Source organism: Salmonella sp. SA14318 (genome assembly GCF_029866905.1).
Classification (GTDB): Bacteria; Pseudomonadota; Gammaproteobacteria; order Enterobacterales; family Enterobacteriaceae; genus Salmonella; species Salmonella enterica.
On record NZ_CP123282.1, the window covers coordinates 3,036,081 to 3,049,989 of the forward strand.

A 13,909-nucleotide genomic window follows, 5' to 3' on the forward strand; every position below is an offset into this window, starting at 1 on the left:
GGATGATGAAAGTTTTATGTCAACGTATCCCCCTTCCTTTACAACCATTGATTTTATATAACTTGCTGTCTGAAAAGGGATATTTTCTCAAGCCGTCTTTCGCGCCAATTTAGTCGCAGGCCGCGTCGCCTCTCGCTTACGTTGTGTTTTCTAACTCTAATACACAAGGTTATCCACAGGAATAGTGGATAACTGCTTCCAGCCCGTATCCCCTGCCGCCTGGCAAAATCAGCCCTTGACGTTTTCGCCGGGCGATAAAAAAAAATTATCGCTATTTTTGGCAGATTATTGGCTAACGAGAAGGGAAAAATTGAGGCGTAGACGCTCACATTTTGCACATTTTTAGCCTGGCGACGTCAGGAGGGTCTGGCGAAAGAACAGCAGGATCGTCTGATCCTGCAAGAAGGCGGTTTTTAAGCGCGGTCAGGCGCGTTCCAGGGGGCTGAGGTCCAGATACTGTCCTGTCGCCGCCTGCGATGGAGAAATGCCCAGCCACGGGATTTCCCCTAACAGCGGGGCCGGTATGACGCGGCGAAGCGTCGCGAGATATTCACCATGACGCGCGCCCGGCGGCTGTATGTCGTTGGCTATCCATCCGACAAGTGGTAATCCGGCCTGTTCTACCGCCAGCGCCGTCAGCATGGCGTGATTAATACAGCCCAACTTGACGCCAACAACCAGAATCACCGGCAGCTGTTCCGTCTGTACCCAGTCGGCAAACGTCAGCGTGGCAGAGAGCGGTGTAAACCAGCCGCCCGCCCCTTCTGTCAACACCCAGTCTGCCTGCGACTCCAGCGTTCGCAATCCGCGTGATAACACCGCCGCGTCTATCGCCCGGCCTTCGTCGGCGCTAACGATGTGGGGAGAGGTAGGCTCGGCAAAAGTATAAGGATTGATAGCGGAATAAGGTTGCGGCAGGCTGCTGTGACGCTGCAAGGCCAACGCATCGCTATTGCGTAGCCCGTCGGTTGTCATTTCGCTGCCGGAAGCGACGGGCTTATAGCCTACGGTTTGATAACCTAACTGCGTTGCGGCCTGCAATAAGGCGCAACTGGCAACCGTTTTACCGACTTCAGTATCAGTACCGGTCACAAAATAGCGTTTAGTCACGTTCAATCACTCCCATAAAAAGATGGTACGTCAGCGGATATTTCCCCTGCCGCCGCGGCCATGCCAACTGAATCTGTCTAAGCCGGGCGCGGGTTAATACATCCGACTCCCGCCCTTCATGAAGATGGGTGGCGCCAATGCCTTTAAGCGAGCGCATCGCGCTCAGGGCATCCTCAAACCACAATGTCATCGCCTGAGTATGACGAGACGCCCGCCAGCCGCGCAGCGCGTGGTCAATGGCCTCTTCCGGCAAAAAGCTATTCGCGTGAGCGCGATTATCGACGGCCTGCCATGCCTGACGCAGCTCCGGCAACGACCCCTGGCACAAGGTGGTAAACGCCACCACGCCGCCGGGCCGTACAACCCGATACAACTCGCTCAACGCATCACGTAAATCGCCACACCACTGGACCGCCAGGTTGCTCCAGGCCAGGTCAAAAACTTCGGCGTCATGGGGAATCGCTTCGATATCCGCCAGCAAATAGTGATGTGCCGCCTGACGATCGCGCGCCTGTTGCAGCATCGGCAGCGAAAGATCCAGGGCGGTCACTTCGCTCCCCCGCTCTCGCCAGTAACGACTCATACGTCCGGGGCCGCAGCCTGCGTCCAACACACTGGCAAACTGGCGGCCTGTCAACAGCGTCAGCAGCGCATCCGCGCTGTGTTGCTGCAAAGAGGCGTGCTGTTCATATTGCGATGCGGCCCGGCCAAACGCCGCCGCAATAGCCTGCTTATTCACCTGCGCCATGCAGCACCTCCAGCAGACGATCGATATCACACGCTTCATGCGCCTGCGTTAACGTTAAGCGCAGGCGCGCCGTGCCGACAGGCACCGTCGGCGGGCGAATCGCCGTCGCCCAGCATCCTTGTTGACGCAGTGCCTCCGCCAGGCGTAATGCACGGCTGTTATCGCCCACGATTAACGGCTGGATGGCGCTATGGGCATTCAGTAGCGTAAACCGGGACGCGTTAACGCCGGCCCGAAAGCGCTGAACCAGAGCGGCGAGTTTTTCGCGCCGTTCACCACCTTCATCGCTACGGATCACCGCCAGCGAGGCGCTTAACGCCTGCGCCTGGGCGGGCGGCATACTGGTGCTGTAAACCAGATGACGGGCAAATTGCAGCAGATAATCCGCGACGCTTTCCGAGCAGAGCACCGCAGCGCCGCTGACGCCAAACCCCTTACCGAAAGTCACCACCAGCAACTCAGGCTTCACCCCCCGTTGCCAGCAGGTGCCCCGCCCCTCATCGCCAGTCACGCCGATGCCGTGCGCATCATCAACCAACAGCCAGGCATGATGCCTGCGGGCAATGTGCTGGATTTCCGCCAGCGGCGCGCTGTCGCCGTCCATGCTGTATACACCTTCTGTCACCACCAGTTGCTGACCCACGCAGGGCGATTGCAGTAAACGCGACAGATGCTGCGTATCGTTATGGATAAAGCGGCGAAGCTGCGCCGGACTCAGATTGGCGGCCTCCAGCAGGGAAGCATGACTCAACCTGTCGGCCACAATCCGGTCATTTTTTTTCATTAAGGCGGTAATGACCGCCTGATTCGCCGCAAAGCCAGAGATAAACAGCAGCGCGCGTGGATATCCTAACCATTGCGCCAGTTCCTCCTCTAACGCCCGGTGCGCCACGGAATAACCGCTGATATGACCCGACCCGCCGCTGCCGACGCCAAAACGTATCGCTGCCTGTTGCCAGGCGCGAATAATCTGCGGGTGTTGACTTAAGCCGAGGTAATCATTGCTGGAGAAGTTAAGATACTGTCGCCCGTTCGCTACCAGCCAGCGTCCGGCGCCCTGCGACACCACATAGCGGCGGCGCAATGTATCCGTCGCCCGACGCGCCGTCAGCGCATCGTCGACGCGTTGTTGCCAACTCATAAGGCTGCCGCGTTGTAATAATCATCGGTGTCAGGCGTCATCAGCGTCTGCTCCAGACGTTGCTGCTGCTCGTTATCGCCCGCCAGCACCCTGGTCTGCTGCGGATTCAGCCCCAGCTTACGGAATAACTGCAGATCCTTGTCCTCTGCCGGATTTGGCGTAGTTAACAATTTGCAGCCATAGAAAATCGAGTTCGCCCCGGCCATAAAGCACATCGCCTGGGTCTGCTCGTTCATCTGTTCACGTCCTGCGGAAAGACGCACGTATGAGGTCGGCATCATGATGCGCGCTACGGCGATAGTACGAATAAAATCAAATGCATCCACGTCATCGTTATCCGCAAGCGGCGTGCCTTTTACCTTCACCAGCATGTTAATTGGCACGCTTTCCGGCGGCGTCGGCAGGTTCGCCAACTGCAACAACAGTCCGGCGCGATCGGTAACCGTTTCGCCCAGACCCACAATGCCGCCGGAGCACACTTTAATCCCTGCTTCACGGACTTTTTCCAGCGTGTCGAGGCGCTCCTGATAGGTACGGGTAGTGATGATATTGCCGTAAAACTCCGGCGAGGTATCGAGGTTGTGGTTGTAGTAATCCAGCCCGGCGTTAGCCAGACGCTGCGCCTGGCTCTCGTTCAACATGCCTAGCGTCATACAGGTTTCCAGCCCCATCGCTTTGACGCCCTGTACAATCTGCTCCAGATAAGGCATATCGCGTTCATGCGGATTCTTCCAGGCCGCTCCCATACAGAAGCGGGTCGAACCGGCGTTTTTCGCTTTACGGGCGGAGTCCAGTACCTGCTCTACTTCCATTAAACGCTCGGCTTCCAGCCCGGTTTTATAGCGCGAGCTCTGCGGGCAGTATTTACAATCCTCCGGGCAGGCGCCGGTTTTGATCGACAGCAGCGTACTAACCTGTACCTGCTGCGGATCGAAATGCTGGCGATGAATTTGCTGCGCTTCAAACAGCAATTCCAGCAGTGGTTTTTCAAATAATTCGGTTACTTGCGACAGTGTCCAGCGTGGGTGGCGAGCCATCGGGCTTCTCCAAAATATGTTGTTTGTTTTTGATATGGTGTAGACTCGTAAACCTAAATCTTTTTAATTTGGTTTACAAGTCGATTATGACAACGGACGATCTGGCCTTCGATAAACGCCATATTTGGCATCCTTACACTTCCATGACCTCGCCGCTGCCGGTATATCCCGTTGAGCGGGCCGAAGGCTGCGAGCTGGTTCTCGCCTCGGGCGAACGCCTGATTGAGGGGATGTCCTCCTGGTGGGCGGCCATTCATGGTTATAACCACCCACAATTGAATGCGGCGATGAAAGCGCAAATTGACGCCATGTCGCATGTCATGTTCGGCGGCATAACCCATCAACCTGCGGTGAATCTGTGCCGTAAGCTGGTCGCGATAACGCCTGAACCGCTGGAGTGTGTCTTTCTGGCCGACTCCGGTTCGGTGTCGGTGGAAGTGGCCATGAAGATGGCGCTGCAATACTGGCAGGCGCGCGGCGAATCGCGTCAGCGTTTTCTGACGTTTCGCCACGGTTATCATGGCGACACGTTCGGCGCGATGTCGGTGTGCGATCCGGATAACTCCATGCACAGCTTGTGGAAAGGCTATCTGCCGGAAAATCTGTTCGCGCCGGCGCCGCAAAGCCGGATGGATGGCGAATGGGATGAAAGCGACATCGCGCCATTTGCCCACCTGATGGCCGCGCATCGCCATGAAATAGCCGCCGTGATTCTGGAACCTATCGTTCAGGGCGCGGGCGGGATGCGCATATATCATCCACAATGGCTCAGGCGTATTCGTAACATGTGCGATCGCGAAGGCATTCTGCTGATTGCCGATGAAATAGCCACCGGGTTTGGCCGTACCGGCAAACTGTTCGCCTGCGAGCACGCCGGGATCGCGCCGGATATTCTGTGTCTCGGCAAAGCCTTAACCGGCGGCACCATGACCCTCTCGGCAACGCTCACGACACGCCAGGTTGCAGAGACTATTAGCAACGGCGAGGCGGGGTGTTTTATGCATGGCCCGACGTTTATGGGGAATCCGCTGGCCTGCGCCGTCGCCTGCGCCAGCCTGACGCTGCTGGAAAGCGGCGAATGGCGTCAGCAGGTGGCGTCTATCGAGTCTCAGTTACGCGCTGAGTTAGCCCCCGCGCAAAGTTCGCCCTGGGTGGCGGATGTGCGGGTGTTGGGCGCGATTGGGGTGGTTGAAACCACGCATCCGGTCAATATGGCGGCGCTTCAACGCTTCTTCGTCGGGCAAGGCGTCTGGATCAGGCCGTTCGGCAGGCTAATCTACCTGATGCCGCCCTACATTATTCGTCCGGATCAACTGCGCCGTTTGACCCAGGCGGTCAATGACGCGGTACACAATGAAACATTTTTTAGCCATTAATCAGCGGTAAGCGATGCTGCTTCTGGCTACACTTCTGGTGAGTCAAAAGGAGAGCGCATGAAACTTATCAGCAACGATTTGCGCGATGGAGATAAACTTCCTCATCGCCACGTTTTTAACGGTATGGGCTATGATGGCGATAATATTTCGCCGCATCTGGCCTGGGACGACGTGCCGATGGGCACCAAAAGTTTTGTCGTGACCTGTTACGATCCCGACGCGCCGACCGGCTCCGGCTGGTGGCACTGGGTGGTGGTGAACCTCCCGGCGGATACGCGCGTACTGACCCAGGGGTTCGGCTCAGGCCTGGTGGCCGTACCAGACGGCGTCATTCAGACGCGTACCGATTTCGGTAAAGCGGGCTACGGCGGCGCGGCGCCGCCTAAAGGGGAAACGCACCGCTATATCTTTACGGTTCACGCGCTGGACGTCGAGCGTCTTGACGTTGATGAAGACGCCAGCGGCGCGATGGTCGGCTTTAACGTGCATTTCCATTCGCTCGCCAGCGCCTCGATCACGGCGATGTTCAGTTAAACGCTGTGCCGGATGGCGGCGTAAACGTCTTACCCTGCCAACGGGTTGGGTAAGCCGAATACGCGCCGCGCCATCCGGCAGCATTCACATAAAGTCCGGCACCAGACGCTGTAACGCGCCTTGCGCCAGCAGCGCCGTCGCACACTCAATATCGGGCGCGAAAAAACGATCCTGCGTATAGTGCGCCACCTGCTCGCGCAGTGTCTGCCGCGCCTGTTCCAGTAACGGGCTGGAGGTTAACCCTTCCCGTAAATCTATCCCCTGACAGGCAGCCAGCCACTCCACGGCAATGATGCCGCGGGTATTCGCCGCCATTTCCCAGAGTCGCCGTCCTGCCGCCGGGGCCATTGAGACATGATCTTCCTGATTCGCCGAGGTCGGCAGGCTATCCACGCTGTGCGGGTGCGCCAGCGCTTTATTCTCGCTGGCGAGCGCCGCGGCGGTGACCTGGGCAATCATAAAACCGGAATTAACGCCGCCATTTTTTACCAGGAACGGCGGTAACTGCGACATATGTTTATCCATCATCAGCGCGATGCGCCGCTCCGATAGCGCGCCGATTTCCGCTATCGCCAGCGCCAGATTATCCGCCGCCATGGCAACCGGTTCAGCATGGAAGTTACCGCCGGAGATCACCTCCCCCGCATCGGCAAAGACCAGCGGATTATCGGATACCGCGTTGGCCTCAGCCAGCAGTACCTCTTTCGTCTGACGTAACTGGGTCAGACAAGCGCCCATTACCTGCGGCTGACAGCGAAGGGAATACGGGTCCTGAACTTTATGACAGTGGTGATGTGATTCAGCAATAGCACTAGTATCGGTCAGCAGATGCCGGAACAACCGCGCGACGTCAATTTGCCCCTGTTGTCCGCGCGCGGCATGAATGCGCGCATCAAAAGGACGGCGCGATCCCAGCACGGCTTCGGTAGTCAGCGCGCCGCAGACGACGGCGGAGGCAAATAACTCCTGTGCCTCAAACAAACCGCGCAGCGCGAAGGCCGTTGACGCCTGGGTGCCGTTAAGCAGCGCCAGCCCCTCTTTGGCCGCCAGCGCGACAGGCTCCAGTCCGGCCTTTTTTAGCGCCGTCTGCGCCGGAAGCCATTCACCCTGCCAGCGCGCTTTTCCTTCGCCAAGCAGCGTCAGCGACAGATGCGCCAGCGGCGCTAAGTCGCCCGACGCGCCAACCGAGCCTTTTGCCGGAATCAGCGGATACACGCCGGCATTCACCAGAGCGATGAGCGCCTCTATCACGCTCAACCGAATCCCGGAAAACCCGCGCGCCAGGCTATTGATTTTCAATACCATGATCAGACGCACCATCGCGTCATCCAGTGGGTCGCCTACGCCCGCGGCGTGAGACAGCACCAACGATCGCTGTAGATTTTGCAAGTCTTCATCAGCGATGCGCGTCTGCGCCAGCAGGCCGAAACCGGTGTTGATGCCGTAGGCGGTACGCCCTTCGGCAACGATATCATTGACGCACGCGACGCTGGCGTTAATGCCGTCAATGGCGCTGGCGTCCAGCCGAAGCTGTACCGGATGACGCCAGACATCGTACAGTTGAGAGAGGCTTAGCTGCCCCGGAGTGAGTGTCATGGTGTTCATATCAGCCTTTCCCCTGCGTCGCCGCAACCATCGGTAAATTCAGACCTTGCTCAACAGCGCATTCCACCGCGAGATCATATCCGGCATCGGCATGGCGCATGACGCCCGTCGCCGGATCGTTGTGTAACACGCGGCGAATACGCGCGGCGGCCTCGTCAGTGCCATCACAGACAATCACCATACCGGCGTGTTGCGAAAAACCCATCCCCACTCCGCCGCCATGATGGAGCGATACCCATGTCGCCCCGCTGGCGGTATTCAGCAACGCATTTAACAGCGGCCAGTCGGAAACCGCGTCAGAGCCGTCGCGCATCGCTTCGGTTTCACGGTTAGGGCTGGCGACGGAACCGGAATCCAGGTGATCGCGGCCAATCACAATGGGCGCGGATACCTCGCCGCAACGCACCATTTCGTTGAACGCCAGCCCCAGTTTTTGCCGCCACTCCAGGCCTACCCAGCAGATACGCGCCGGTAACCCCTGAAAATGAATGCGCTCGCGCGCCATATCCAGCCAGTGATGCAGATGTTTATCCTCAGCCACTATCTCTTTGACTTTGGCATCGGTTTTATAGATATCCTGCGGATCGCCGGACAGCGCCACCCAGCGAAACGGCCCGATGCCACGACAGAACAGCGGACGAATATAGGCTGGCACAAATCCCGGAAAATCAAAGGCGTTTTCCACCCCCATCTCTTTCGCCATCTGGCGAATATTGTTGCCATAGTCAAAGGTCGGCACGCCCATTTTACTGAACGCCAGCATCGCCCGAACATGTGCCGCCATGGAACGTTTCGCTGCCTGCATCGTCCCGTGGGGATCGGATTGCGCGTTTTTCTGATACTCCTCCCAGCGCCAGCCGGAGGGTAAATAGCCATGTAGCGGATCGTGGGCGCTGGTCTGATCGGTCACCAGGTCCGGGCGCACGCCGCGATTAACCAGTTCCGGCAGGATATCCGCCGCGTTCGCGCGCAGGGCGACGGACACGGCTTTCCCCTCGCGGGTGTAGCGCGTAATGCGGGCCAGCGCGTCATCCAGCGTGGCGGCCTGCTCATCCACGTAACGAGTACGCAGACGAAAATCGATACGGCTTTGCTGGCATTCAATCGTCAGCGAACACGCTCCGGCCAGCGTCGCGGCTAGCGGTTGCGCGCCGCCCATGCCGCCCAGCCCGGCAGTCAGCACCCAGCGTCCCGCCAGCGTGCCGTTATAGTGCTGACGCCCCGCCTCGACAAAGGTTTCGTATGTTCCCTGCACGATTCCCTGGCTGCCGATATAAATCCAGCTTCCGGCCGTCATTTGACCGTACATCGCCAGCCCTTTTGCATCCAGTTCGTTAAAGTGTTCCCATGTCGCCCAGTGGGGAACCAGGTTGGAGTTGGCGATTAATACCCGCGGCGCGTTGTCGTGCGTTTTAAATACGCCGACCGGTTTGCCAGACTGAATAAGCAACGTTTCGTCCGCCTCCAGCCGGGTGAGCGCATCAACAATAGCGTCATAGCATTCCCAGTTGCGCGCGGCGCGACCAATCCCGCCGTAGACCACCAGCTCATGCGGATTTTCCGCCACGTCAGGATCGAGATTATTCATTAACATCCGCAGCGGGGCTTCTGTCAGCCAGCTTTTCGCCGTTAATACCGTGCCTCGGGGCGCGCGGATAGTCTGCTGACGATACTTGCTTTCAGGCATAGCAATGACTCCTCATTATTATCGGTCTGCCATCGCCAAATAACGCTAAAACGCCACTATCAGGCACCGCCGCAGACCCACAGATAAGAATCAGACATATACTTGTCTATACAAGTAAGCACAAGAATAGAATTAACAAAAATGATACAATTTTGTTATATTGTGTCAGCAATCACGTTTTCCGGCAGCGGCCCGCTCAGGAGATAAATCGTCCCTGTAGCCGGTAGCGCGACCCGGGGAAAAGTAAGCGGGCGTGAGAAACAATCCGCGACGCGGACCAGGTTGTACGACGAATGAGCAGACAAGGCTCATGCTCTTTGATAGTTAACCACGCGCACTCTTGCGCCGTGGCGCGCACCGCCTCCACAATATGTTCCCCTTCCGTTAGCGGCGCGATCCGCGACAAATAAGCGTGCGGCGTGGTCTGACGGTAATCCTGCGTCAGGTAATCCACGGCAATATCCGCATTCACGCAGCGATCTTCAATTTGTACCGGCAGATCGTTTTCATAATGCACCATGATGGAATGGAAAATGACATCGCTCTCATTGACGTTGAGAGCGCTGGCCTGGATGGCGTTTGCCCGCACACGCTCCAGCGTGAGCACCTCACAACGATGCTGATGACGGCGGGCGGCAATCTCCTCGGCGATACTGCGGACTTCAAACAGCGCGGACTGGCCTTTTGGTTCAGCGACAAACGTCCCCACGCCCTGTAAACGCACCAGCCACCCTTCATCCGTCAGCTCACGCAGCGCCCGGTTGATGGTCATTCGGCTAAAGCCATACTGAGCGACCAGTTCAGCTTCCGACGGAATGCGATCGTGCGGCTGCCAGACGCCGCCGGCTATTTTTTTACAGATGTCCTGTTTCACCGTTTCGTAAAAAGGCGCAGGCGCAGAACGGGAGCGGGATGAATACATGCGTGAAGCCTTCCTTATGCGGAGAGTGTTTTCCGGATGACAGATTAACGCCACCAGTGCGCGATTTGCCAGCCAAGCCGCGCCGCCACGCGCGCCGCTGCGCCATCTTCATCAAAGCGTGGATTAAATTCAACCAGATCCGCCGCCTGTAATTTTCCGCTACGGCAAACCGGCTCAATTAAACGCAGAACCTGTATCAGCGGCACGCCCAGCGCTGCGGGAGCGGAGACGGCCGGCATTTCCCAGACAGGCAATACGTCGAGATCGATAGTCAGATAAATTTTATCCACCTTGTCAATAAACTGCGTCATCTGCGCCAGCGCGTCATGGCAGTCAAGATCCTCCACCACGGTAACATTCCGCCACTGCGCTTCCCGCCACAACGCCTGCGTATTTGCCGCACGGCTCACGCCGAAACAGGCATAATGAAACGCGCGGCTCTGCGCGTCGCATAGCTGCGCCAGTTGACGAAACGGCGTCCCGGATGTTGCCCGGTCGGTCTGACGGAGATCCAGATGCGCATCAAGATTAATGATCCCTACGCTTTCCTGCGCAAACGCGTCCAGCACCCCCGCGCCGTGTCCAAATGCGGTTTCATGCCCGCCGCCCAGCACCAGCGTGCGCATCCCGGCCCGCAGACAGCGGCTTACCGCATCGCGCAAGGCCTGCTGCGCGCCTTCCAGATCGGGCGTCGGCGCAACCCAATTGCCTAAATCCACCAGCCGTTCATGTCCCTGGTGGCTGGCCATATTCGCCAGCGCTTTACGCAACGCATCCGGGGCGCCTGCCGCGCCGGGACGGCCTGAATTGCGTTTTACCCCCTCGTCGCAGGCAAATCCCATTAACGCGATCTTTTGCTGCCAGTTTTCGGGGGAAAAGGTCTCGCTGCGCGTGACGGTCTGAAACAGACGCCGCGCATCCGGCGCTTCTATACTGTCATCGCGCCCCTGCCAGAGCGCCGGAGAAGCCGGATACCATTGCGTCATGAGATTTTTCCTCTGTATACCCGCTGATATAAAGGGTTACGCCCCGGCTCATACACAATCTCTACCGGCTGTTCAGCATCCCACACCACAAAATCCGCCCGGTAGCCGGCCCTGATCTGCCCATGCGTCGCCTGTCTTCCCAGCGCGCGAGCGGCATGGCGCGTAACGCCCGCCCATGCCTCTTCCGGCGTCAGACCAAACTGTACGCAGGCCATATTCATCGCCAGATGCAAACTGCAAAACGGGCTGGTGCCGGGATTGAAATCGCTGGCGACGGCGACAGGCACCTGATAGCGGCGCAGCAGTTCTACCGGCGGGCGCTGCGTCTCGCGCAGAAAATAAAACGCGCCGGGCAATAATACGCCGACAGTACCGCCGTCACGCATCGCCGCGACGCCCGTTTCATCAAGATATTCGATATGATCCGCCGATAAACCCTGATAACGACTCACCAGCTGCGCGCCGCCCAACAGCGAAAGCTGCTCAACATGGCCTTTAACGGGAATACCTAACGCCTTCGCCGTCTGCAACACGCGCTCACTCTGCGCCACATTAAAGCCGACGCTCTCGCAAAAGAGGTCTACCGCATCAAATAACCCTTTTTGCCAGAGCTGCGGAATCATCGTCTCGCAAACCAAAGTGATGTAGCCGTCCGGGTCGTCACGATACTCCGCTGGCGTAGCATGAGCGGCCAATAGCGTGGGGCTAATGTCGATAGCGTTTTCGGCAGCAAGTTTTGCAGCGACGCGCAACAGCTTTTCTTCTGTCGCCAGCTCCAGACCATAGCCGGATTTAATCTCCAGCAGCGTAACGCCTTCGCTGGCAAGGCGCATCATGCGTTCGCGCGCCAGCAGGTAGAGCGTCTCCTCCGCACAGGCGCGGGTTGCTGATACCGTCGCGTTAATGCCGCCGCCCTGAGCGCTAATATGCTGGTATGACGCGCCGTTAAGCCGCTGCTCCCACTCTGCGGCGCGGTTACCGGCAAACACCAGATGCGTGTGGCAATCGATAAGTCCCGGGGTTACCAGTCGTCCCTGCATATCATGGATATTGTCCCCACTGACAGGAAGCTGCGTCTCTGGCACGATATCGCAAATATGCCCTTCGCGTACAATCAGCGCCTGGTTATCCACCAGCCCGTACGGGGCTTGCCGCTGCGGGTCCATTGTCGCCAGCCTGATGTTTCGCCAGACAGTATCGCCCGGTAAAAGTTGCCGCATTCCTGTCGCTCTCTTGCCTGTCATGAGTTGTATAGACATTTATTTTCTTTCTGCTCCGGATTGTCAACTCAAAGCGCGAAAGTTGTTGCTTAATTGTGATAAAACTATCTGATGCTACAGGTGTTTCCAGCCTGAAAAGGAACTTTTTACCTTTTCGCCTTCCCGTTTCGTTCAACTTAGTATAAAAAAGCAGGCTTCAATGGATGTCATTTAACTTTTTCAAGCCCGGAGCAACCTGTGAATACATTATCGGTTTCCCGTCTGGCGCTGGCACTGGCTTTTGGCGTGACGCTGAGCGCCTGTAGCTCTACGCCACCCGATCAGATCCCTTCCGATCAAACCGCGCCTGGCACCGCCTCGCGCCCAATTCTGTCGGCAAATGAAGCGAAAAACTTCGTTGCGGCGCGCTATTTTGCCTCCCTGACGCCGAATACCGCCCCGTGGTCGCCGTCGCCGATTACCCTGCCCGCACAGCCTGACTTTGTGGTGGGGCCGGCAGGTACGCCAGGCGTTACGCACACCTCGATTCAGGCCGCGGTCGATGCGGCAATGGTTAAACGCACGAACAAACGCCAGTACATTGCTATTATGCCGGGCGACTATCAGGGGACCGTGTATGTTCCCGCCGCGCCGGGAAGTCTGACCCTGTACGGGACCGGTGAAAAACCGATCGATGTGAAAATTGGGATGGCGATTGATGGTGAAATGAGCGTCGCTGACTGGCGTCGCGCGGTGAATCCCGGCGGGAAATATATGCCTGGTAAACCCGCCTGGTATATGTTCGATAACTGCCAAAGCAAACACGCCGCGACGATCGGTGTAATGTGTTCTGCCGCGTTCTGGTCGCAGAATAACGGTCTGCAGCTACAAAATCTGACCATCGAGAACACGCTGGGCGACAGTGTCGATGCCGGAAACCATCCGGCGGTGGCGCTGCGTACCGATGGCGACAAAGTCCAGATTAACAAGGTCAATATCCTTGGCCGCCAGAACACCTTCTTTGTGACCAACAGCGGCGTGCAGAACCGTCTGCAAACCGATCGTCAGCCGCGTACGCTGGTGACGAACAGCTATATTGAAGGCGATGTGGATATGGTGTCCGGACGCGGCGCCGTGGTGTTCGATAACACCAACTTCCAGGTCGTCAACTCCCGCACACAGCAGGAAGCCTACGTCTTCGCCCCGGCGACGCTGTCCAATATTTACTATGGCTTTTTGGCGATCAACAGCCGCTTTAACGCCTCCGGCGATGGCGTTGCGCAGCTTGGCCGCTCGCTGGATGTCGACGCCAACACCAACGGTCAGGTCGTGATCCGCGACAGCGTGATTAACGAGGGCTTCAACGTTGCCAAACCGTGGGCCGACGCGGTCATCTCGAAACGTCCGTTTGCCGGAAATACGGGAACCGTGGATGACAAAGACGAGGTGCAGCGTAATCTGAACGATACTAACTACAACCGCATGTGGGAATACAACAACCGCGGTGTAGGCAGTAAAGTGGTGGCGGAACCTAAGCAGTAATCGCCGTTCCGGTTCAGGCTTA

General features: G+C 57.8%; 12 protein-coding genes. 3 read left to right on the forward strand and 9 right to left on the reverse strand.

The genetic code is table 11. The features are described from left to right. Nucleotides 1–423: 423 nt before the first annotated feature. Genes bioD through bioB form a run of 4 tightly spaced genes read right to left on the reverse strand, consistent with a single transcriptional unit; the run spans nt 424 to nt 4,036 of the window. Nucleotides 424–1,110: a dethiobiotin synthase gene (gene bioD, locus QEN32_RS14605; protein WP_127172933.1), complete on the reverse strand. Its 687-nt coding sequence runs from the start codon at nt 1,108–1,110 to the stop codon at nt 424–426. Further along, complete coding sequence (bioC, locus tag QEN32_RS14610) at nt 1,103–1,858, reverse strand: malonyl-ACP O-methyltransferase BioC (RefSeq protein ID WP_064034450.1); 756 nt, start codon at nt 1,856–1,858, stop codon at nt 1,103–1,105. The genes bioD and bioC overlap by 8 nt, the downstream gene beginning before the upstream one ends. Continuing rightward, a complete protein-coding gene (gene bioF / locus QEN32_RS14615) occupies nt 1,842–2,999 on the reverse strand; it encodes an 8-amino-7-oxononanoate synthase (RefSeq protein ID WP_265322352.1) in 1,158 nt (385 codons plus the stop codon). Before bioF ends, bioC begins: the two co-directional genes overlap by 17 nt. Further along, entirely contained in the window at nt 2,996–4,036 is a 1,041-nt protein-coding gene (gene bioB, locus QEN32_RS14620) for a biotin synthase BioB (RefSeq protein WP_000090727.1), read from the reverse strand. Before bioB ends, bioF begins: the two co-directional genes overlap by 4 nt. Nucleotides 4,037–4,122: 86 nt before the next feature. Here bioB and bioA point away from each other — a divergent pair, with 86 nt between their 5' ends. Both bioA and QEN32_RS14630 read left to right on the forward strand, forming a co-directional pair. Beyond that, complete coding sequence (bioA, locus tag QEN32_RS14625; protein WP_001648451.1) at nt 4,123–5,412, forward strand: adenosylmethionine--8-amino-7-oxononanoate transaminase; 1,290 nt, start codon at nt 4,123–4,125, stop codon at nt 5,410–5,412. 57 nt (nt 5,413–5,469) lie between these two features. Then, nucleotides 5,470–5,946, forward strand: a complete 477-nt coding sequence (locus tag QEN32_RS14630; RefSeq protein WP_000767403.1) for a kinase inhibitor — start codon at nt 5,470–5,472, stop codon at nt 5,944–5,946. Between the two features lie 84 nt (nt 5,947–6,030). Here QEN32_RS14630 and hutH read toward each other — a convergent pair whose 3' ends face one another. The 5 genes from hutH to hutI all read right to left on the reverse strand — a co-directional run bounded on the left by hutH (nt 6,031) and on the right by hutI (nt 12,366). Then, nucleotides 6,031–7,551: a histidine ammonia-lyase gene (gene hutH / locus QEN32_RS14635; RefSeq protein WP_001095241.1), complete on the reverse strand. Its 1,521-nt coding sequence runs from the start codon at nt 7,549–7,551 to the stop codon at nt 6,031–6,033. A 1-nt stretch (nt 7,552) separates the two neighbouring features. Next, nucleotides 7,553–9,238 carry a urocanate hydratase gene (gene hutU / locus QEN32_RS14640; protein ID WP_076932644.1) on the reverse strand — a complete coding sequence of 562 codons (1,686 nt, stop codon included), beginning with the start codon at nt 9,236–9,238 and terminating at the stop codon, nt 7,553–7,555. Nucleotides 9,239–9,434: 196 nt separating this feature from the next. Then, nucleotides 9,435–10,160 (reverse strand): histidine utilization repressor, encoded by a 726-nt coding sequence (locus tag QEN32_RS14645; protein WP_000287413.1) that lies wholly within the window; start codon nt 10,158–10,160, stop codon nt 9,435–9,437. Nucleotides 10,161–10,204: 44 nt separating this feature from the next. After that, nucleotides 10,205–11,146: a formimidoylglutamase gene (gene hutG / locus QEN32_RS14650; RefSeq protein ID WP_023201461.1), complete on the reverse strand. Its 942-nt coding sequence runs from the start codon at nt 11,144–11,146 to the stop codon at nt 10,205–10,207. After that, nucleotides 11,143–12,366, reverse strand: a complete 1,224-nt coding sequence (gene hutI / locus QEN32_RS14655; protein WP_063809531.1) for an imidazolonepropionase — start codon at nt 12,364–12,366, stop codon at nt 11,143–11,145. Before hutI ends, hutG begins: the two co-directional genes overlap by 4 nt. Nucleotides 12,367–12,603: 237 nt before the next feature. Between hutI and QEN32_RS14660 the strand changes: the two genes are divergently transcribed. Next, on the forward strand, nt 12,604–13,887 hold the full coding sequence (locus tag QEN32_RS14660) for a putative acyl-CoA thioester hydrolase (RefSeq protein ID WP_001094776.1): 1,284 nt from the start codon (nt 12,604–12,606) through the stop codon (nt 13,885–13,887). Nucleotides 13,888–13,909 lie beyond the last annotated feature (22 nt).